At 71.9% G+C, this 19,977-nt stretch carries 18 protein-coding genes; 9 read left to right on the top strand and 9 right to left on the bottom strand.

Annotated features, from left to right (window positions below):
- Positions 1–65 precede the first annotated feature (65 nt).
- Positions 66–1,766 carry a sensor histidine kinase gene (locus ACIRRY_RS02410; RefSeq protein WP_403968320.1) on the top strand — a complete coding sequence of 567 codons (1,701 nt, stop codon included), beginning with the start codon at positions 66–68 and terminating at the stop codon, positions 1,764–1,766.
- 18 nt (positions 1,767–1,784) lie between these two features.
- On the opposite strand, the gene ACIRRY_RS02405 is transcribed toward ACIRRY_RS02410, so the two are convergent.
- The 3 genes from ACIRRY_RS02405 to ACIRRY_RS02395 form a co-directional block, all read right to left on the bottom strand.
- Positions 1,785–2,843, bottom strand: a complete 1,059-nt coding sequence (locus tag ACIRRY_RS02405; RefSeq protein ID WP_403966973.1) for an NAD(+)/NADH kinase — start codon at positions 2,841–2,843, stop codon at positions 1,785–1,787.
- Positions 2,844–2,879: 36 nt separating this feature from the next.
- A complete protein-coding gene (locus tag ACIRRY_RS02400; RefSeq protein ID WP_403966970.1) occupies positions 2,880–3,842 on the bottom strand; it encodes an NADP-dependent oxidoreductase in 963 nt (320 codons plus the stop codon).
- Between the two features lie 78 nt (positions 3,843–3,920).
- A complete protein-coding gene (locus tag ACIRRY_RS02395; protein WP_403966968.1) occupies positions 3,921–4,751 on the bottom strand; it encodes a helix-turn-helix transcriptional regulator in 831 nt (276 codons plus the stop codon).
- Between the two features lie 127 nt (positions 4,752–4,878).
- On the opposite strand from ACIRRY_RS02395, the gene ACIRRY_RS02390 reads away from it, so the two are divergent.
- Positions 4,879–5,736: a helix-turn-helix transcriptional regulator gene (locus tag ACIRRY_RS02390; RefSeq protein WP_403966965.1), complete on the top strand. Its 858-nt coding sequence runs from the start codon at positions 4,879–4,881 to the stop codon at positions 5,734–5,736.
- A gap of 24 nt (positions 5,737–5,760) precedes the next feature.
- Here the strand turns inward: ACIRRY_RS02390 and ACIRRY_RS02385 are convergent, their stop codons facing one another.
- Positions 5,761–6,015, bottom strand: a complete 255-nt coding sequence (locus ACIRRY_RS02385; RefSeq protein WP_403966962.1) for a MarR family winged helix-turn-helix transcriptional regulator — start codon at positions 6,013–6,015, stop codon at positions 5,761–5,763.
- 187 nt (positions 6,016–6,202) lie between these two features.
- Here ACIRRY_RS02385 and ACIRRY_RS02380 point away from each other — a divergent pair, with 187 nt between their 5' ends.
- The gene (locus tag ACIRRY_RS02380) at positions 6,203–6,952 is read left to right on the top strand and encodes a MerR family transcriptional regulator (protein WP_403966959.1); all 750 of its coding nucleotides are present in this window, start codon (positions 6,203–6,205) and stop codon (positions 6,950–6,952) included.
- Positions 6,949–7,797: a hypothetical protein gene (locus ACIRRY_RS02375; RefSeq protein ID WP_403966956.1), complete on the top strand. Its 849-nt coding sequence runs from the start codon at positions 6,949–6,951 to the stop codon at positions 7,795–7,797. The genes ACIRRY_RS02380 and ACIRRY_RS02375 overlap by 4 nt, the downstream gene beginning before the upstream one ends.
- On the opposite strand, the gene ACIRRY_RS02370 is transcribed toward ACIRRY_RS02375, so the two are convergent.
- Complete coding sequence (locus tag ACIRRY_RS02370) at positions 7,782–8,621, bottom strand: GntR family transcriptional regulator (RefSeq protein ID WP_403966953.1); 840 nt, start codon at positions 8,619–8,621, stop codon at positions 7,782–7,784. The two genes, ACIRRY_RS02375 and ACIRRY_RS02370, sit on opposite strands and share 16 nt — an antisense overlap.
- Positions 8,622–8,931: 310 nt before the next feature.
- Between ACIRRY_RS02370 and ACIRRY_RS02365 the strand changes: the two genes are divergently transcribed.
- The 5 genes from ACIRRY_RS02365 to ACIRRY_RS02345 all read left to right on the top strand — a co-directional run bounded on the left by ACIRRY_RS02365 (position 8,932) and on the right by ACIRRY_RS02345 (position 15,990).
- Positions 8,932–10,479, top strand: a complete 1,548-nt coding sequence (locus tag ACIRRY_RS02365; RefSeq protein WP_403966950.1) for a beta-N-acetylhexosaminidase — start codon at positions 8,932–8,934, stop codon at positions 10,477–10,479.
- Between the two features lie 68 nt (positions 10,480–10,547).
- Positions 10,548–11,984 (top strand): cellulose binding domain-containing protein, encoded by a 1,437-nt coding sequence (locus ACIRRY_RS02360; RefSeq protein ID WP_403966947.1) that lies wholly within the window; start codon positions 10,548–10,550, stop codon positions 11,982–11,984.
- 76 nt (positions 11,985–12,060) lie between these two features.
- Positions 12,061–12,726 (top strand): winged helix-turn-helix domain-containing protein, encoded by a 666-nt coding sequence (locus ACIRRY_RS02355; protein WP_403966944.1) that lies wholly within the window; start codon positions 12,061–12,063, stop codon positions 12,724–12,726.
- Positions 12,723–13,994 carry a sensor histidine kinase gene (locus tag ACIRRY_RS02350; protein WP_403966941.1) on the top strand — a complete coding sequence of 424 codons (1,272 nt, stop codon included), beginning with the start codon at positions 12,723–12,725 and terminating at the stop codon, positions 13,992–13,994. The genes ACIRRY_RS02355 and ACIRRY_RS02350 overlap by 4 nt, the downstream gene beginning before the upstream one ends.
- Positions 13,995–14,064: 70 nt before the next feature.
- Positions 14,065–15,990 (top strand): glycoside hydrolase family 9 protein, encoded by a 1,926-nt coding sequence (locus tag ACIRRY_RS02345; RefSeq protein WP_403966938.1) that lies wholly within the window; start codon positions 14,065–14,067, stop codon positions 15,988–15,990.
- A 98-nt stretch (positions 15,991–16,088) separates the two neighbouring features.
- Here ACIRRY_RS02345 and ACIRRY_RS02340 read toward each other — a convergent pair whose 3' ends face one another.
- The 4 genes from ACIRRY_RS02340 to ACIRRY_RS02325 form a co-directional block, all read right to left on the bottom strand.
- Positions 16,089–17,123, bottom strand: coding sequence for an alpha/beta fold hydrolase (locus tag ACIRRY_RS02340; protein WP_403966935.1), 1,035 nt, complete (start codon positions 17,121–17,123; stop codon positions 16,089–16,091).
- 141 nt (positions 17,124–17,264) lie between these two features.
- Positions 17,265–17,810 carry a hypothetical protein gene (locus ACIRRY_RS02335; RefSeq protein WP_403966932.1) on the bottom strand — a complete coding sequence of 182 codons (546 nt, stop codon included), beginning with the start codon at positions 17,808–17,810 and terminating at the stop codon, positions 17,265–17,267.
- A 73-nt stretch (positions 17,811–17,883) separates the two neighbouring features.
- Positions 17,884–18,564, bottom strand: a complete 681-nt coding sequence (locus ACIRRY_RS02330; protein ID WP_403966929.1) for a response regulator — start codon at positions 18,562–18,564, stop codon at positions 17,884–17,886.
- Entirely contained in the window at positions 18,561–19,844 is a 1,284-nt protein-coding gene (locus tag ACIRRY_RS02325; protein WP_403966926.1) for a sensor histidine kinase, read from the bottom strand. The genes ACIRRY_RS02330 and ACIRRY_RS02325 overlap by 4 nt, the downstream gene beginning before the upstream one ends.
- Between the last annotated feature and the right edge of the window lie 133 nt (positions 19,845–19,977).

Below are 19,977 nucleotides of genomic sequence, written 5' to 3'. Positions count from 1 at the left end.
TCCGGCTGCGGGCCAAAGTGCCGTTGCACAGAAGCCTGTTGGTGCGACTGCTGGCCACCTCGGTGATGATCGCCGTCTGTTCGGTCGCGGCCACCGCGTGGCTGGCCGCGCGCACCACGAGCAGCGCCATCCAGCAGGAACAGGGCCAACTCCTGTCGTCCGACACCGAGATCTACGGCACGCTGGTCGGCTACGCCGCCGTCCACCCGGACTGGAACGGCGTCGCCCCGACCCTGCGCAGCCTCGCCGAGCGCACCGGACGGCAGATCACCCTGACCACCCAGAGCCGTCGTACCATCGCCGCGTCGTCCGTCAGCGCCGCCGCTCTCCCCACCAGGGCATCGGCGATCGTCGACGCCCTGCGCACCGACCCCGCGCTGCTGCCCGGCGGCGAGACGGACCGGATCGACCCCCGTGCCGTCGGCCCGTACCGGCTGACCGCCGGCGAGCGGAAGAACCTGCGCCAGTGGGCGAACAAGGTCTTCTACTGCCTGCGTGCCACGACCGGTGCCGCCACCCTCACCGAGGAACCGAACGGTCGCCCGTCCATCAAGCTCCCCGACAGCGCCCTGGGCGGGTCCTTCGTGGACGAGGGATGCGGCCTCGACCAACTCGCCGATCCTGTCCCGACCGAGATCGCGCCGCTCAGCCGGCTCAACGCCATGGTCAACGACTGCCTGGAGCGCCAGAAGCAGCCCGGGGTGAAGATCGGCATCGACTTCGTCATCCGTATGAGAGGCAACTCCCAACCCGCCCAGACCTGCCTCGACACCGCCCGCCGCGACCAGCTCACCCCCTATGTCGCGCCGGCCGCGCTGCTGTTCGTCACCACCCCGACCGGCTCGACGGCCGCCCCCGCCTTCCATTTCACGTCCGCCGGCACCACCCGCGTCGCCGGCGCCGCCGGGCTGGTGCTGCTGGTCACCGTGGCCGTCACCGTCGTCGTCGGCACGCGGCTCGTCAGACCGCTGCGCGCGCTGGCCGACGCCGCCCGCCGTCCGGTGGAGGAACACCAGCGGGTACCGGTGACGACCAACGACGAGATCGGCCACCTCGCCGCCGCCTTCAACGACCTCTCCCAGCGGCGCGAACGCGTGGAGGGCCGGCGGAAGGCGATGGTCAGCGATGTCGCCCACGAACTGCGCACCCCGCTCAGCACCATCCGCGGCTGGCTCGAGGCCGTGCAGGACGGCATCGCCACCTCCGACCAGGCGCTCGTGGACTCCCTGCTCGAAGAGGCGCTGCTGCTCCAGCACATCGTCGACGACCTCCAGGATCTCGCGGAGGCGGACGCGGGCCAGTTGCGCATCCACCCCGAGTCCCTCCTCGTACGCGACCTTCTCGACCATGTCGCCACCGCCCACCTCGGCCCCGCCGAGACCGCGGGCGTCACCCTCACCACCCACGTCGACGGCGACCCCGAACTGTCCGGCGATCCCGTACGGCTGCGGCAGGTCGTCGGCAACCTGGTCGCCAACGCCCTGCGGCACACCCCGCCCGGCGGCAGCGTCACCCTCCGGGCCCACCGGGCCGCGGGCCTCCTCACGATCGAGGTCGCCGACACCGGGACCGGTATCCCCGCCGAGGACCTGCCCCGGGTCTTCGACCGTTTCTGGCGCGCCGAGAAGTCCCGCAGCCGCCGCACCGGCGGCAGCGGTCTGGGCCTCGCCATCGTGCGCCGGCTGACCGAGGCGCACGGCGGGACGGTGACGGTGACCAGCGCGGTCGGCACCGGCACGGTCTTCACCGTCCGCCTTCCCGCGTGAACCGCCTCCCCTCGTGAACTACTCGCCGGGCGGCGGCAGTCGCATCCCGGCGAGGTCCGCCGGGACCGGGGTGTCCGGCCGGAAGAACGGTTCCGAGGGCCCGTCCTGGGCATTCGCGGGGGCGTCCGTGAGCCGGAACCGGTCGCGCAGCCGGCCGTAGAAATCCGTCGGGCGCAGCCGCACGAGGCGGACGCGTTGCGGGGCGCGGAAGACGCCGATCCAGTCGCCGGGGTCCAGGACGCCGCGCAGTTGGCCGTCGACGCTGACGGCGGCCTGGCCGGAGTGGGGCAGGACGCGCAGGCCGATCGGTTCGTCGGGGGCGGCGATCACGCTGCGGTTGAACGTCATGTGCGGGGCGATCGGGGTGAAGACGAGGGCGTCCATGTGGGGCGAGAGGACGGGTCCCCCGGCGGCGAAACTGTAGGCCGTGGACCCGGTGGGAGTGGCGACGGCCAGCGCGTCCGCCGAGTAGGTCGCCAGCAGCCGTCCGGCGAGGTAGACACCGACGCCGACCTGCCGGTCGCGGGCCAGTTTCTCCAGGACGACGTCGTTGAGCGCGGTGACGTCCAGCGCGCACCCCCAGCCGCCGCCCTCCGTGGTCTCCGGCCGGACCCGCGGCGGCGGCAGCGCGGGACCGCGGCCGTAGCGCAGCAGGGCCTCCATCTCCTCGGGGATGTCCAGCGGGCGCGAGGCCCGCATGGTCAGCGTCATGCGCTCCTCGACGATGGCCCGTCCCTCGTGTACGGCGTCCAGGGCGTCGCCGATGTCGCAGGCCGGGACCTCGGTGAGGAAGCCGACCTTGCCGAGGTCGACGCCGAGGACGTCGGCGTCGCTCTTGACGGCGATGCGGGCGCCGCGCAGGAAGGTGCCGTCGCCGCCGAGGGTGACGACGAGGTCGGGGTTGCCCGCGGCCTCGGCCTCCTCGCGTCCGGTGCGGCGGTGGTGGTCCTTGGCCCACACGTCGATCTCCGTGCAGCGGACGTCGTGCGCCGCGCTCCAGGCGTGCACGGCGGCCGCCGCGTCCCGGGCGGTCTCACGTCCCAGGTGGACGACGAGGCCGATACGACGTACGGGCATGGGGGCCTCCAGGGAGTGCGGTCAGGACGCGGAACGTCAGGCGCGGAGTTCGGCGGCCGGTGCGGGGCGTTCGTCGGGCGGGACCAGGCTGAGCACGATCTTCCCCCGCGTGTGGCGCCGCTGCACCTGCCGGTAGGCCTCCTGGACCTGTTCCAGCGGGTCCACCTCGCCGATCGGGACGGTGAGCAGGCCCTGGGAGACCAATGCGGCCAGTTCCACGACCAGTTGAGGGGTGAAGACGTCCTCCTGGGCCCGGCTGCGGACGCCGTGGCGGGCGACGGCCCGGCCGTCGGCGAGGGTGTTGACGCGGTGCGGGGCGACGCCCATCTCGATGGCGATGTCGACGTTGCCCTGACCGAAGGTGTCCACGAAGGCGTCGATCCCGTCGGGAGCGGCGGCCCTCAGCCGGTCGGCGAGGCCGGGGCCGTGCTCGACGGGCACGACACCGAGCGAGCGCAGGAAGTCGGCGTTGTGCGGTCCGGCGGTGCCGATGACCCGCGCGCCCCGCAGCCGCGCGAGCTGTACGGCGAGGGAGCCGACCCCGCCGGCGGCACCGGACACCACGACGGTGTCCCCTTCTTCCGACGCTACGGCGTCGACGGCGGCCCAGGCCGTCACCCCGACCGCGGACAGCGGCGCGGCGGCTTCCCAGCCGATGTCGGCGGGCTTGGGGGCGAGGACGTCGGCGGGCGAGACGACGTAGTCGGCCTGTGCCCTCCGGGGCAGGTAGCCGATGACCTCGTCGCCGAGCGCGAAGTCCGTTACGCCGTCGCCGAGTTCGGCGACCCAGCCGGCGAAGTCGTTGCCCTGGCCTTCGGGAAACACGGCCGGCCACATGTCCGCGAAGACGCCCTGCCGGATGCCGGCCTCACCGGGATTGACCCCTGCGACGACGACCCGGACGAGGACTTCCCCGGGGCCCGCCTTCGGCCGCGGCACCTCGACGACCTCCAGCACCTCCGGACCGCCGTAGCGCGAGAACGTCACTGCTCGGGGCATGGTCGGATCTCCTGATGCCGGTGGCCTGCGGAAGGTGGGGCGGTGACCTCTGTGCGGGAGGGCCGGCCCCGGCCGAGGCTACGTGTTCGCGATCGCCCGGGCCTTCTTCGGCTCGGTGGCCATCGACCGCAGCGTCTCGAAGGCGGTGGCGGTGGGGCCGGCCGGTTCGGCCTGGTAGACGACGAGTTGCTGGTGCGGGGCGCCGTTGACGGTGAACGCGGCGAAGGCGATGTGCAGGTCGCCGACGTGCGGGTGCCTGAGGTGTTTGCCTTCCTGGGACTTGCTCTTGACGTCGTGCAGCCGCCAGATACCGGCGAACTCCTCGCTCTCGTCGGACAGTTCCTCGACCACCTCGGCGATACGGGCCGAATCGGGATCGTGGCCGTAGGCGGCCCGGAGTTCGGCGACACAGGAATGCGCGGCCCGCACCCATTCCTGGTAGAACTCACGCCCCGCCGGGTCGACGAACACATTGCGGGCGAGGTTGTCGAACGCGTCGAATCCGCTGTGCAGCGCCGTGGCAAGGGAGTTGCCCGCGAGAATGTCGAGAGCCGGGCCGAGCACGAACGCCGGGGTGTGCTCCCAGCCGTCCATCAACCGCAGCAACTGCGGGCTCACTTCGGTCTCGCCCCGGCTGTGCGGACGCTGCGAGGCCGTCAGGCAGAGGCGGTTGAGATGATCGGCGGACTCCGCGTCCAGCTTCAGCGCCTGCGCCACGGCCTCCAGGACCTGCGGCGACGGGCTGTTCTCGCGTCCCTGCTCAAGCCTGATGTAGTAGTCGGAGCTGACTCCGGCGAGCAGCGCGACCTCCTCCCTGCGCAGTCCCGGCACCCGGCGTCGCCCGTACTCCGGCAGACCGACGTCCTGGGGCTTGAGGGCCTCGCGGCGGGCCCGGAGGAAATCACCCAAAGGGGTCCCATTACTCATGCGGCCAGACCAGATGCTCTTCGAGCGACCCGGGGAGCCGTCATCCTGGGTGCAACGCACCCACCGTCCGCCGAACTTCTCCGGGTGTTTTCCGCCTAGCCTCGACGGTATGCACAACGACACGCGCCCCGACCCGGTGGAAGGGCTGGGTCAGTTTCTCCGCTCCCGCCGGGAACGGGTCGGCCCCGCCGATGTGGGTCTGTCCGGCTCCGGCCGGCGGCGGGTGCCCGGGCTGCGCCGCGACGAGGTCGCGGCCCTCACCGGGGTCAGCCCGAGCTACTACAGCAGACTGGAGCAGGGCCGTGAACCCAGCCCCTCGGTACGGGTGTTGGAGGCCATCGCCCGGGTGCTGCGGCTGGCGGAGGAGGACCGGCTCGAACTGTTCCGGCTGGCGCGGCCCACGGCCCGTCGTACGAAGCCGCCCACCCGCGTCGAGCGGGTGCGCCCGCATCTGCGACAGCTGATCGAGAGCTGGACCAGGACCCCGGCCTTCATCATCGGCCACGCCCAGGACCTGCTGGCCACCAACGTCCTCGCCGACGTCCTCTACCGCGACTTCGCCCAGCACGACAACGTGCTGCGCATGCTCTTCCTCGACCCCGCGGCGAAGACGTTCTACCGCAGCCCCGAGCGGGCGAAGGACCGTGCGGTCGCCGATCTCCAGCAGAGCGCGGCGAGCACCCCGGAGGATCCCCGCATCCTGGAACTCGTCGGTGAACTCTCCGTGCGCAGCGGCGAGTTCCGCTCACTGTGGGCCCGCGAGTACACCCGGGTCCCGCCCTATGAGGTCAAACGGATGCGCCATTCCGTGGTGGGGGACCTGGAACTGCGGCACGAGGCCCTGAACATCCGCAGCGCACCCGGGCAGCAGCTCATCATTCTGCAGGCGGAGCCGGACTCACCCTCGGCGGACGGGCTGGCGCTGCTGGGTTCGCTCAACGCGCCCGAGCCGACATCACCGGGATAACTGGGATCACTGGGATAACGGGAATCACTGGGAATCGCGCTCGACCGCGCCCAGTATTCGGTCCAGGAAATCGCCGAGAAGGCGCACCTCGTCCGCCGTCAGCGGGTCGAAGAAAAGCCGCCGTACGATTTCCACATGCGTGGGCGCGGCGGCCTCGATCGCTTCCCGGCCCTTTTCCGTGAGCCGCACCATGGAGCCACGGGCGTCGTCGGCGCAGGCCTCGCGGGTGACGAGCCCGCGCTTCAGCTCATCCGGGATGCCGGTTTCGACCCGCTCCACGTCGGCGACCTCGACCCGGGTGCCCGCCTCCTGGAGGACAGTTCGGGTCTGACCCGCGCGCCGGCGGGCCAGATCGGCGGCCCGTTCTTCTACCGCTGCGGGCGGCCCGGGGAGCTGTAGGCACGCCCGGGGCAACAGCCGTAGACCGCCTTGACCTTGTCGCGACGTCAGGGTTTCTACTGAGGTCATGCGAATCGGCGAGCTCGCCGCCCTCGTCGGGGTCACCCCTCGGGCCGTGCGGCACTACCACCATCTCGGGCTGCTGCCCGAACCCGTACGGCGGAGCAACGGCTACCGCGAGTACGGCATCCGGGACGCCGTCCTGCTGGCCCGCGTCCGGCGGCTGACCGAACTCGGCCTCGGTCTCGACGAGGTGCGTGACGTCCTCGCCGACGACGAGGGCCGCGAACTGGTCGAAGTCCTCCAGGAGTTGGACGAGGACCTCGGACGGCAGGAAGCGGTCGTCCGGGAGCGGCGCCAACGGCTCGCCGCGCTGCTGGCAGAGGCCCGGGCCGGCCGGCTGACCGCCGACGCTCCTCTGTCGCCGCAGCTCACCGCGCTGCTGGCGGGCCTCGGCGAGCTGCCGGACTCCCCCATCGCCGCGAAGGACCGGGAGATCCTGGCCCTCCTCGACACCGTGGCGCCCGAGGCGGAGCGGGTCCGGCTGATGGAGGCGCTGCGGGGGATGCAGGAGCACGCCGGCGAGATGTACGCCCTGCTGGACGCCCTCGCCGACAAGGAGCCGGACGACCCCGGGGTGACCCGTGCCGCCACCGCGCTCGCGGCCCTGCTGCCCGCCGATCTGATCGCGGGGTTCCCCGACCGGCCCGACAACGGTCTGACCGACGTCATCTTCGCTGACCTGGCACCGGCCCAGTCGGCAGCGGTGCTCCGTGCGATCGAACTCGTGAAGCAGCGACAGGAAGCACCGTCGTGACGACGCCGGAGATCCGGGTCCCCCTGCCCGAAGCCCCCGTGCGAGGACCGGCCCTGCGGAAACTGCGCGTCATCGCGGTGCCCGCCCAACTCGCGCTGGCCACTTGCCTGTTCAGCGGGGTCCCGGTGCCCGACACCGTGCTGCTCGCCGCCAAGCTGCTCCTGCTGCTGCTCCTCGGCGCCGAGGCGTATGTCTGGCTGCGGCTACGGCGGCTCGGCCTGTCCCGGCGCGAGGCGCTCGCGCGGCTCGTACCGGAGCGCGTGGCGCGGTACCTCGCTCACGAGGGGCGGATCATGGCCGGCCTGGTCCGGTGGGTCGCCCGCCGTCCGCACGGTGTCCGCGGGGCCGACGCGGTCTTCCCGCACGCCCGCGACCGGGCCGCCATGATGTACGGCCTCACGTTCGTGTGCGTGGCCGAGACGGTCGCGCTGTCGTTCCTGCTCGCCCGCTTGCCCGTCGTCCACGCCGTCCTCCTGGTCGTCGACGTCTACACCGTGCTGTTCGTCCTCGGCATGCACGCCGCCGCCGTCACCCGGCCGCACGTCCTGGCCGGGGGTGTCCTGCGCATCCGGCAGGCGGCCCATGTCGACCTCCGTGTCCCGGTCGCCCGGATCGCCGCCGTCCGGCGCGAGACGCGGTACACCCACGAGAAGAAGGACGGCGAACTGAACCTCCCCGTCGGCTCGCAGACCTCCCTCACCCTCGAACTGACCGAACCGGTCGACGCGCCGACGTTCCTCGGCGCTCCCCGCCTCGTACGGGTGATCCGCTTGCACGCCGACGATCCGAAGTCCCTCTACGACGCCGTCACCCGGGCACGGGCCACGGCTCAGGACGCCGACTGAATGTCCCCCCGCGTGGACGCCGCGATGGTGTCCCGGTGGGCGAAGTCGCCCGGGGGGATGCCGGGATGGTGGCCGAGAGAGGTCGACGGGACTGTGACCGAGGGGCCGAGGGTGAGGCGGGAGACGATGCGGTAGCGGTCCCCGCGATAGATCGAGTGGACGTATTCGACGGGCCGGCCCGTGGTGTCCGAGGTGAGGCGCTCGAAGAGGAGGGCCGGGGAGAGTTCGGGGACGTCGAGGAGTTCGGCCTCGGCGCGGGTGACGACGGTCGGCTCGATCGCCTGCACCGCCTCCTGGACGTGCACGCCGTGCTGTTCCCGGAGGTGTTCGTAGAGGTCGCCGGCCTCCAACTCCCGCGCGGACAGCGTGGGGACGAGGTCGGCCCGGATGTGCAGATGCTCGATGGCCATCGGGGCGCCGTCGACCAGGCGCAGCCGTGCCACGTACACGATCTCGGCGGCGGGCGAGAGGCGCAGCCGACGGCCCACGCGGGCGCCGGCCGGGATCGTGGTGAACTCCAGCAGGCGGCTCGACCAGGCGCCGGAGGCCTGAGGGGCCGTCATGGTCTGCTCGCCGGAGACGAGTTCCTGGGTGATCTTCTCGGGTGCCACGAACATGCCGCGCCCGTGTTCCCGCACCAGCAGCCCCGCCGCGACAAGTTCGTCGACCGCCGCGCGCAAGGTCGGCCGGGACACGCCCAGTCGGGCGCAGAGGACGCGCTCGGAGGGGATCGCGTCCCCCGGGTGGTGCGACTCGACGAGGTCGAGGATGAAGTCGCGGACCCGCTCCCGCTTCAGCACCGCACCTGGCGCGTCGGCCTTCATGTCGCACTCCCCCTGCGCGGAGCCCCCGTTCGGTCAACCACTTGACCAGTTGACCAACGGCGGCCCGCAATCGCCCTGTTGACCCGGGCAGTGTAACCACCACCGGGCGATGATCCTTCCCATCCGGATCGACCGACACGCCAAGTCACCTTGTGCCAGGGGGGGTTGACGCCCGCATTGGTCTATGCCACCTTCATCCCCACATCGACAGGTGAGCTGTCCAGTGAGCTTCACTGGTCAGGTGGTAAGGCGAACGCTCATGCCCTCCCCAGGTGAAGCTCCCCCACACGCCCCACCCCGGAGACGATCCATGCCCGCACAGCATTCCGCGCTCTCCCTCGTCCCCCGCCCCACCAAGTCGGCTGTCCTGCCGGGGCGGTTCACGCTCGAACCCGACACCGCGCTGCACATCGGCCCAGGCGCCGAACCGGCCGCGGACCTCCTGCGCACCCTCCTCGCCCCGGCCACCGGGTTGCCTCTACGGCCTTCCCCCGAGGGGCAGTTGACCCTGGCGCTCGACCCCGGACTCGCCGGTCTCGCGGGCCTCGGCGAGGAGGGCTACGGCCTCACCGTCGCCCCGCACGCCGTACTGCTGCGCGCCGCGCACCTCACCGGCCTGCTGCGCGGGATCCAGACGATCCGTCAACTCCTGCCCCCGCAGGCCCTGTCGGAGACTCCGCGGCCGGACACGCGCTGGACACTGCCCTGTGTCGAGATCACCGACCTCCCCCGGCACCCGTGGCGCGGCGCGATGCTGGACGTGGCCCGGCACTTCCAGCCCGTCTCCTACCTGCGCCGGTACGTCGACCTTTTGGCCCTGCACAAGATCGGCGTCTTCCATCTGCACCTCACCGACGACCAGGGCTGGCGCATGCCGGTGTCCGCCTACCCGAAGCTCACCGAGATCGGCGGCCACCGCGCCGAGTCCCCACAGGGGCCCGCCGGAGGCGACTTGTACGACGGTGCCCCGCACGGCGGGTCGTACACACGGGCCGAACTCACCGGACTGGTGAGCTATGCGGCGGCGCGCGGAGTCACCGTCATGCCGGAGACAGAGATGCCCGGCCATGTGCGGGCCGCCCTCGCCGCCTATCCCCACCTGGGCAACAACCCGGGGCGCACCCTCGACGTCTGGACCCGCTGGGGCGTGTGCGACACCGTCCTCGGGGTCCACGACGAGGTCCTCGACTTCTGCCGTACGGTCCTCGACGAGGTCATGGACGTCTTCCCCTCGCCGTACATCCACGTCGGCGGCGAGGAGTGCCCCACCGCCGAGTGGACGCACAGTCCCGCCGCCCGCGAACGGGCCCTGGCGCAGGGCCTGTCGAGCCCCGCCGCGCTGCACGGCTGGTTCCTCGGGGAGATCGGCGAGTTCCTCGTGCGGCACGGGCGGCGGCCGGTCGCCTGGGCCGAGTCCGGTGCCGAACTGCCCCTGGACTTCACGGTGATGACCTGGCGGGACGCGGCCCACACCCTCACGGCGGCCCGCCGCGGCCACCCCGTCGTGAACGCGCAGCACCGGGCGACCTATCTCGACTACGCCCAGTCCGAGGACCCGGGCGAGCCCCCGGCCCAGCCGGGCGGCGTCGTCGATCTGCGCACCGTCCACGCCCACGACCCGGTGCCCGAGGACGCCGAACGAGCCGTGGCCGAGCGGGTGTTGGGCACCCAGGCCCAGTTGTGGACCGAGTTCGTCACGACACCCGAGCGGATCGAGTACCTCACCTACCCCCGCCTGTGCGCCCTGGCCGACCGCGCCTGGAGCGGCGCGACCGACTGGGCGGACTTCCGCTCCCGGCTGGACGACCACACGGCCCGGCTGGACGCGCTCGGCGTCTCCTACCACCCCCTCACGTGACCCGCCCTCCCGTACGGCCCCGACCTGTCCCGTTCCGGAATCACCCCACCCTTCTGGAGAGGCACGACATGAGACACGACCTGAGGTTCGCGAAGAACAGACTGCGTGCCGCCGCGTCCGCCGCCGCGGTGGCCCTGGGCGCCGCCGCGCTCACCGCGATGCCGTCCACCGCGAGCGCGGCGGGCGACGGACTGAACGTCCAGTACCGCACCAGCGCCACGGGAGCGACCGCCGACCAGTCCGAGCCCTGGTTCAAGGTGCGGAACACCGGCTCCACCACGGTGCAGTTGGCGAACGTCAAGCTCCGCTACTACTTCAAGGCGGACTCGGCGAGCGCGAGTTACCGCTTCGCGTGTTCCTGGGCCGTCAAGGGCTGCGCCAACATCACGGGCACCTTCGGCACGCTCGCCAACCCGACGGCCACGGCGGACCGTTACCTGGAGATCGGCTTCACCTCCGGCGCCGGCAGCCTCGCGCCCGGCGCCGACACCAGCGACATGCAACTGCGCTTCTACCAGTCGACATGGCAGACCCTGAACCAGAGCGACGACTACTCCTTCGGCGCCTCCCGGACGTCGTACGCCGACTGGTCCAAGGTCACGGCACAGCTGTCCGGCACCACCCTGTGGGGCACGGCCCCGGCCGGCAACGACCCGACGAACCCGCCCACCGACCCGCCGACCCATCCCCCGGCCACCGGCGCCACCCTGTTCGACGACTTCAACTACAGCGCCTACAACGACCCGAAGATCTCCGCGCACGGCTGGAACGTGCGCTCCACCTCCGGCGGTCCGGGTGTCTCCGGTGCCACCTGGGCGCCCCAGAACGTCACCTTCGCCAGTACGAGCGGCAACTCCGTGATGAACCTGGAGACGTCGACGGCGGGCACCGGCGAGAGCACCAAGCAGACCGAAGTCGTCACCAACGCACGGAAGTTCAAGAACGGCACCTACGCGGCCCGGGTCAAGTTCGACGACGCGCCCACGTCCGGCCCGGACGGCGACCACCTCGTCCAGACCTTCTTCACCATCAACGACCTCACCGCGCCGCTGGCGGACGACTACTCCGAGTACGACTTCGAGTACCTCCCCAACGGCGGCTGGGGCGAGACCTCCAACATCCTCTACACGACGTCCTGGGAGACCTACCAGGCCGACCCGTGGATCGCGGTCAACCAGCACACCGAGGGCCGGCAGAGCTACAACGGCTGGCACGACCTGGTGCTGACCATCGACAACAGCAGCATCAAGTACTACATCGACGGCCGGCTCTTCGGCACCCATGACGCCGCGTACCTCCCGGAGCGCCCCATGTCGATCAACTTCAACCAGTGGCTGATCGACTTCGGCGGCCTGACCAGCTCCACCGCCCGCGCCTACGACGAGCAGGTCGACTACGTCCTGCACGTCAAGGACCAGGTCCTCACACCGGCGCAGGTCGCCGCGAAGATCGCTGCCTACCGCGGCGCGGGCACCACGTTCGAGGACACCGTTCCCGGCAGCTGATCACTCGGAGCGGTGGGCCGCGCACTCGGCGTACAGCGCCCGAGGACGCGGCCCACCGTCGCCTAAGCTCCGGGCCATGCGCGTAATGGTCCTGGAGGACGACCCCGAACTGGGTCCCGTCGTCGCAGCTCAGCTACGGGACGCGGGGTTCGCGGTGGACCTCGCGCGGACGCTGGCCGAGGCGGATCTCAAGCTGTCCGTCCATCGCTACGACTGTGTCGTGGCCGACCGCTCGGTCCCGGACGGCGACTCCCTCACGCTGCTCGCCGCACGGCGCCGCGCCGGATCGGTGCTGCCCTTCCTGCTGCTGACCGCGCTGGACGCGGTGAGCGACCGGGTCGCGGGCTTCGAGCACGGGGCGGACGACTACCTGGTCAAACCGTTCGCCTTCGCCGAACTCGTCGTACGGGTAAGGGCGTTGTGCCGCAGGGAGCAACCCGCGCGGCCGTCCGTCCTGCGGGCGGGTGACCTGGAACTGGATCTGCCGCGGCGCCGGGTGACCCGGGCCGGGGTGCTGCTCAGCCTGTCCGCCAAGGAGTTCGCGGTGCTCGAACTGCTGATGCTGCGCACGGGCGAGGTCGTCACACGCAGCGAGCTGATCGAGAGCTGCTGGGACGAGGCGAGCGAGCCGATGTCCAATGTCGTGGACGTGCTGATCGGCCAGTTGCGCAGACGGCTCGGGCCGCCCGATCCCATCGCGACGATGCGCGGTGTCGGCTACCGCCTGGGCGGCGAGGCGTGAAGCGCCGCGAACCGGCGTCCGCCCTCTCGCCCGCCGTGGCCCGGCTGCGGCGCACCCGCCGGCTGATGACGCTCCTGTTCGCCTCGACGACGGCGGCCTGTCTCGTCGTCCTCGCCGTGGTCGCCGTACGGATCGACGCCGCGTCCCGCCGCTCCGGCCTCGACCACGAGGTGGGCAGCCGCGCGGCGGGGCTGTCGCGGGCGGTCTGGTTCGACGCGGGGGTACTGCACCTGGAGCCGCTGCACGAGGACGAACTCGCCCAGGGCGCACAGGCGTTGGCCGTCCTCCAGGCCGCGCCCGGGAAGGCGCCGACGCTGCGGAACGTCGTACCGGGACGCTCCTCGCTGCCCTCGCAGGACCGGCTGGAGGAGGTCTGGCGGAGTGTCCTGGACGAGCAGGAGACCGTCCTCGTCAGCGATTCCGCCGCCGGGGGCGGGCGGCTGCGGTGGGCGGCGGCTCCGGTCTGGGACGACGACCGGATCGGGGCGGCCGTGCTGGTCGGCACGGAGTCGGCGCGCAGCGACCACGATCACGGCCTCCTGGTGCGCTGGCTGGCCCTCGGCTGCACGGCGCTGGTGTGCTGTGCGGCGGCCGTAGGACATCTGTTGTCCGGGCGGGCCATGCGGCCGGCGCTGCGCGGGCTCGGGCAGCAGGAGCAGTTCCTCGCGGAGGCCGCGCACGAGCTGCGCACACCGCTGGCGACCCTGCGGCTCACCGTCGAACGGGGCGGCTCGTCCGACGAGACGCTACGGCTGGTCGACCGGCTGAGCCGACTGGTCACCGGGCTGCTCGCCAGAGCCCGGCTGGAATCCGGAGCGCAGCGGGTCGAGTTGATCCCGCTGCGGCTCGACCAGTTGGTGGAGACCACCGTCGAGGAGCTGCCGGACCACGCGAGCGTGACCGTGACGTCCGAGCCGGTGGTGGTGCGCGGCGATCCGGACCTGCTGGCGCAGGCGGTGCGGAATCTGGTGGAGAACGCCCAGCGGCACGGGGGCCCGGCCGGTTCGCCGGTGGCGGTCACCGTCGCTCCGGGGCTGGTCACGGTCCGCGACCACGGGCCGGGGGTGCCTCTCTCCGACCGGGAACGCGTGTTCGCCCGCGGTGTCACCGGGTCCGGTCCCGGCACGGGTGCGGGCCTCGCCATCGTCCGCTGGGTGGCCGGTCTGCATGACGGCACCGCCCGCCTCACGGACGCTCCGGGCGGCGGCCTGCTCGCCGAACTGCGGCTGCCGACGGACCCCGCGCACGGAGAAAGCGCCTCTTCCTGACAAGGGCGCCCGCCCCACGTCCACCGGCGTCCTCATCGTCATGACATGAAGGCCCCGGCACCGTGGGCGCATGAACGCATCGCGCAGGCCCGTCCTGCTGGTCACCACCACCGCCGCGAGCCTCGGCGTCGTACTCGTCGCCATGAACCTGTACGGCGCGGCCTCCACGACTCCCGCTCCCGAGGCAGCCGTTCGGGTCGACCAGGTCGGCTATGTGCGCGGCGAGACCAAGCAGGCTTACGTCATGGGCCCCTCGAAGGCGCTCGCGGGGGCGCGCTTCAAGGTCGTCGACGCGAAGGACAAGGTCGTCACGGCGGGCAGGCTCGGCGCCGTCACCGGCCACTGGAACGCCAAGTACCCCTCGGTGCGCACGGTCGACCTCTCCGAACTGGACGCCCCCGGCACCTACCGCATCCTCCTCACCGGCACCGCGACCGGCCGCTCCCCCGCCTTCCGGATCGCCGACGCGAGCGAGCTGATGACCCCGCTGGTCCGGGACAACGTCCGCTTCCTGCAAGCCCAGCGTGACGGCGCCGATGTACTGCCCGGGGCCCTGAAGCACGGCCCGTCCCATCTCGCCGACGAGGACGCGACCGTCTACGCCGACCCGCACTACGACGAGGCGGGCGAGGAGTTGCTCGACGAGAGGCTGACCCCGACCGGTGACACGGTCGACGCCTCGGGCGGCTGGTTCGACGCGGGCGACTTCCTCAAGTTCACCGGCACCACCTCCTACTCGACCGCCGAACTCCTGCTCGCCGAGCGGGACTTGCCCGCCATGCCCGCGCTGTCCGCCGAGGCCGACCACGGCCTGGAGTGGCTGGACAAGATGTGGGACGGGGACAGCGGGACGCTCTACGCCCAGGTCGGCATCGGCGCGGGCAACGACGCCGTACGGACGGACCACGACGTGTGGCGGCTGCCGGAGGCCGACGACCGGCTCGATGTGTCGCCCGGTGACCCTGACCACACGATCAAACACCGGCCGGTGTTCCGCGCGAACGCGCCGGGCGAGCCGATCACCCCGAGTCTGGCGGGACGGGTGGCGGCGGTGTTCGCCCTCGCCGCGCGGCGCACGGCCGACAGCGACCCGGACCGGGCGCGGGAGTGGCTGGAGAAGGCCGCGGCCGTCTACGAGCAGGCCGACACCGACCCGGACCCGGACAAGCCGCTCGTCACCGCCTTCCCCACCGGCTTCTATCCCGAGGACTCCTGGCAGGACGACATGGAGTTCGCGGGTGCCGAACTGGCACTGGCAGCAAGGGAGTTGGGTGACGACCGGGAAGGCGACTGGACCGGTGAAGCGGCCCGCTGGGCCCGGGCCTACCTGGACTCCGACGTCAAGGGCACCCTCAACGTCGCGGACGTCAGTGCCCTCGCCCATGTCGACCTGGCCATCGCCCTGGACGGCGCCCGCAGCAACGACGTCGGGGCCGAGGACCTGTACAAGGATCTGCGCCGCCAGTTGGAGGACGGGGTCCACCGCGCCGGGCACGATCCGTTCGGTGCCGGCGCGGTCTACGACGACTTCGACGCCGTACCGCACACCTTTGGTCTGGTGGCCACCGCCCGCCTCTACGCCAGGGCGACCGGTGACACCCGCTACGCGGCCTTCGCGGGGCGGCAGCGGGGCTGGGCGCTCGGCGCGAACCCGTGGGGAACAAGCTTCGTGATCGGCGCGGGTGAGGTCTATCCGCACTGCCCGGAACACCAGTTGGCGAACCTGCGCGGCAGCCTGGACGGGAATGGCGCGATCCTGCGGGGCGCGGTGGTCAACGGCCCCAACGCGGCTGACGAACTGGCCGACTTGAACGGCTTTCCCACCATGAGGAAGTGCACCGCGGCCCCGCCGTCGGGAGCCTGGACCGACTTCGACGGCAAGGGTTCGCGGTACGTGGACGACGTGGGCGCCTGGCAGACGGTGGAACCCTCGCTGGACTTCACCACGACGGCGCTGCTGGCCTTCGCCCTGACTGCGCAGGACGAAAGCCACTGAGGCGAGGCGTGTCCGGTAATTCCTCGCGTCCCCGGACGACGTATGACGGCCGCGACTCGTCGATCGAGCCGCGGCCGTCGCCGTCGGAAGCGGGTCCGTCATCCGATGCCCGACTCCTTGGTGAACCGAGTGACCAGGGAGACGAACTTGCCGGAGTCCTGGACGAGCATCGCGTGGCCGGCGTCAGGGAACATGACCAGCTTGGCGTGCTTGGCCCGCTGAGTGATGATGCGCGCGTTTCCGGACGGGGTGATCCTGTCGAGGGAGCCGTTGGTGATCAGCATCGGAATGGTGCTGTCGGGCAGCTTGTCCCAGGTGCCCTCGAAGGACCCGTACGCCTGCCCGGCCTGGTATTGACGCAGCAGCGTCACGTTGCCGACCTTCTCCGGCGGGATCAGACCGAGCTGCTCGATGTACGCGGTCCGCGCGGCGGTGGCGTCGGCGGGGAAGAGCAGGTCCATCATCTGCGGCCCCGTGGTCGTGGGGCTGTTGAGCTCCTTTGCCACCGCGGGCGGCGTGTTGATGGCCCGGCTGCCGCCGAGGTCGCCGCCGGTGCTCACGAGCGCGCTGATCGCACCCGGGTGCAGGGCGGCGACGGTCAGGCCGATCTCGCCGCCCATCGACCAGCCGAGCAGGGTGGGGTGTCGCAGACCCAGCGCCTTGATCAGACCGACGGTGTCGTCCGCCATGAGCGGAATGGTGTCGGGGACCGAGGTGTCGTCGGTCGTGTGGCCGACGCCGCGGTTGTCGAAGATCGTGACGTGGTAGTGCCGGCCGAGCTTGCTCAGCAGGTCGACCGTCCAGTCGCTCATGGTGCCGGTGTCGCCCATGACCATGATGAGGTCGGGGCCGGAGCCGAACTGGCGGTAGCCGATCTTGATGCCGTCGACCGGGATCCGGCGCACCGGCCCGAGGAACGCGCCCGGCCCGCTCGGGGTGGAGTTCCGGACGACGGTCGACGCCGCCGTGGTAGCGGTCATGGCCGTGGCCCGCGTGCTCGGCCTGCTGCTCGAAGCGCTGGTCGCCTGTCCGCCGCCGGACGAACAGGCGACCGCTCCGAGGGCCACCGTGGCCGCGGCCACGGCCAGCCGAGTCAGGGGGCGGGCACGCGGCGTGCGGTGCGATGCGGACATGAGGGACCTCCGTGCTGATCATGTGTGGGTGGGGGGTTGAGCAAGATGAGCCGCAAGACGAGCTGTGGGTTCGGTGCGCGGGTCGGGCGCCGTGCCGCGGGCTGTTCCGCGGCTCAGACGGAGCGGCTCAGACGGAGCGGCTCAGACGTAGGCGCCCGGGCGGTGGGCCGGCTTGTTCGCGTCGCGGTCGGCCGCCCGTGCCTGGAGCAACTGGCCCCGGATGACGATCGTGCCCAGGCGGACGACGACCTCGCCGACCGCCATCAGGAGCAGGGCTACGACCCAGGCCTGGCCGCTGGTGACGTTGTGCGCGACGGAGAAGCTGGTCAGGTGTGCGGCGCCGGAGGGATGCGTGGACCACACCGCGAAACCCAGGCGGAAGCCCATGCTGATGATCCAGAGTGCGGCCGCGCCGCGGGAGGCCTTGATCAGCACGTGCCCGTCGGCGTGCCGGACGCGGGTGAGCAGACCGCCTGCGAGCCCGAAGACGACCCCGGTGACCGCGAAGATCACGGCCAGCGGCACGTCGTTGCCGGCGGTCGGGATGTCGGTCAGGTAGTTGCCGGCGGCCCAGGCGATCATGCCGAGCGGGAGCAGGATGGTGCGGGTGGTCAGCCGCTCCTCGCGCAGTTGGCGAAGAACGATGAGCAGGAGCGCGATGTCGATGAACCAGTCGGTCGTTGTCATGTGTAAGAGCATTCGCCGATGCGCCCCGAACTCCTTCAACCCAGGGTTGTAACCCGGGTTGAAGTCCGCGCCGTCACCGCTCGGTGTTGTCGACCAGGCCGAAGCGCCAGGCCCAGGCGATCAGCGCGCCGCGATCCTCCAGCGCCAGCTTGGCCAGGACGTGGTTGAGGTGCGTTTTCACCGTCGCCGGGCTGACGAACATCTCGCTCGCCACCTGCCGGTTGTTCAGCCCCTTCGCCAGCAGCCGGACGACGTCGACCTCCCGCCTGGTCAGCCCCTCGGCCTCGGGAGGAAGCGCCGCCGGCGAGGACGCGGCGGCGGGCGCAACGGGCTCCGTCACGACGAGCTGCACGAGCCGCCGCTGCACGGCCGGGTCGAGGACGGTCCGACCGGCCGCCACCTCCCGGACCGCGGCCAGCACCGCCTCGCCGGTCGCGTCCTTGGTCAGGTAGCCGAGCGCGCCGGCCCGCAGCGCGGGCATCACCGCGTCGTCGTCGGCGAACGTCGTCAGGATCAGGACCCGTGTCTCCATCCCCGCCGCCACTATCTCGGCCGTCACCTGCGCGCCGTCGAGCCCGGGCATCCGCAGGTCGACGAGGGCGACGTCGGGCCGCTCCGCCACGGCGAGCCGCACCGCCTCGTTCCCGTCGCCGGCCTGCCCGACCACCTGGATGTCCTCCGCCGAGGTCAGCAGCAGCACCACCCCGTCCCGCACCACCGCCTGGTCGTCCGCGACCAGCACCCGAATCGTCACGCGCCTGCCTTCCTGTCTGCCGTAATGCCGCCGGTGTCGGTGCCGGGTGCGCCAGTGCCGCCCGCTGCGGCCACATCCCCGGAATCGGAAGCGGTGTCCGCCGCGACGCCGTCGGCCTGCACGACCGGCACACGGAGGGCGATCCGCCAGCCCGGTCCCTCGGGTGCGGGTCCGGCGGTCAACGTGCCGCCGACGGCCTCGATCCGCTCGGCCATGCCGCGCAGCCCCGTGCCGCTGCCCTGCACTCCCGACGGGCCGCGACCGGCCGGCAGCCCACGGTCCCGTACGACAGCGCGCATCTCGGAGCCCTCCCACACCAGGTCCACGTCGATGGCGCTACCGGTCGCGTAGCGCGCCGCGTTCGTCATGGCCTCCTGCACCGCCCGGTACACCGCGTGCCCGGCCTCGGGTGTGAGCCGACCGGTCCGGCCGCTGACGCGCAGCCGCGCCTCACCCGGAAAACCCCTGGTCAGGCCGTCGATATCGGCCACGCCCCGGAGCGGTACGGAACGCAGCACACCCACCGCCGCGCGGGCCTCCTGCACTCCGTCCCGCGCGAGTTCGGCGGCGCGGTCCAGCGGCCCGGTCAGCGTCGCCGGAGCACCGTCACGCCGCGCGATCGCCCTGATCGCCTGAAGCTGCATGGACAATCCGGCGAGGCTGTGCGCGAGCACGTCGTGCATCTCGTGGGCGATCCGCCTCCGCTCCTCCAGGGCCGCCGCCTCCTGGCGGGATGCGCGGGACGCCTCCACTTCGGCCAGCAGCGCGACCGCGCGGTCCCGCTCGGTCTGGAGCGCGGCGTGCTCGATCGTACGGTCGGCGAGCAGCCACACGCCGACGGCCGCCAGCAGGCCGGCCACGCTGTGGAAGATCACCATGACCGCGACGCCGAAGCCGACCGCCAGCAGCGCGACGCAGGCGTTGCGCACCGGCCCGGCCGGGACGCACATCGGCAGCACGGCGGCGGCGGCCAGCACGGGAACCTCGCCGAGCCCGTCGGGCACGAGAGCCATGATGGCGAAGCCGGTCCCGATGGTCAGCGCGACACCGAACCAGGTCAGCGGCGTCGGCAGCGCCCGGCCACTGAGCACCAGGCCCAGCTCCGCGCAGAGCCCGAGCACGGCGACGACGACCTTCAGCGCCACCCCGTCGGCCGCGATCACCGAGACCACCATGCAGGCGATCAGCGCGCCCGCGCCGATCACGTCACCCCGCTCGAAGATCCGGCGGCGGCCGGGACCGGCCGCGGACCGGATCACGTCGGGCCACACACTCACCATTCCCGCGCTCCGTTCGCCATCGGCCGGCTCCCGCCGCCCGCGCACTGCGAGTCTCACACGTGACTACGGCTACGTTGAGCACGACCGACGCGGTGCACTCACGGCCGGCGGCGCACGGTGGCGTGCGTATACG

Origin of the sequence: Streptomyces sp. NPDC101776, assembly GCF_044766845.1 — a bacterium.
In the GTDB taxonomy this organism is placed as follows: domain Bacteria; phylum Actinomycetota; class Actinomycetes; order Streptomycetales; family Streptomycetaceae; genus Streptomyces.
The sequence above is the reverse complement of the archived record's forward strand: the minus strand, read 5'-3'. Positions and strand labels throughout refer to the sequence as shown.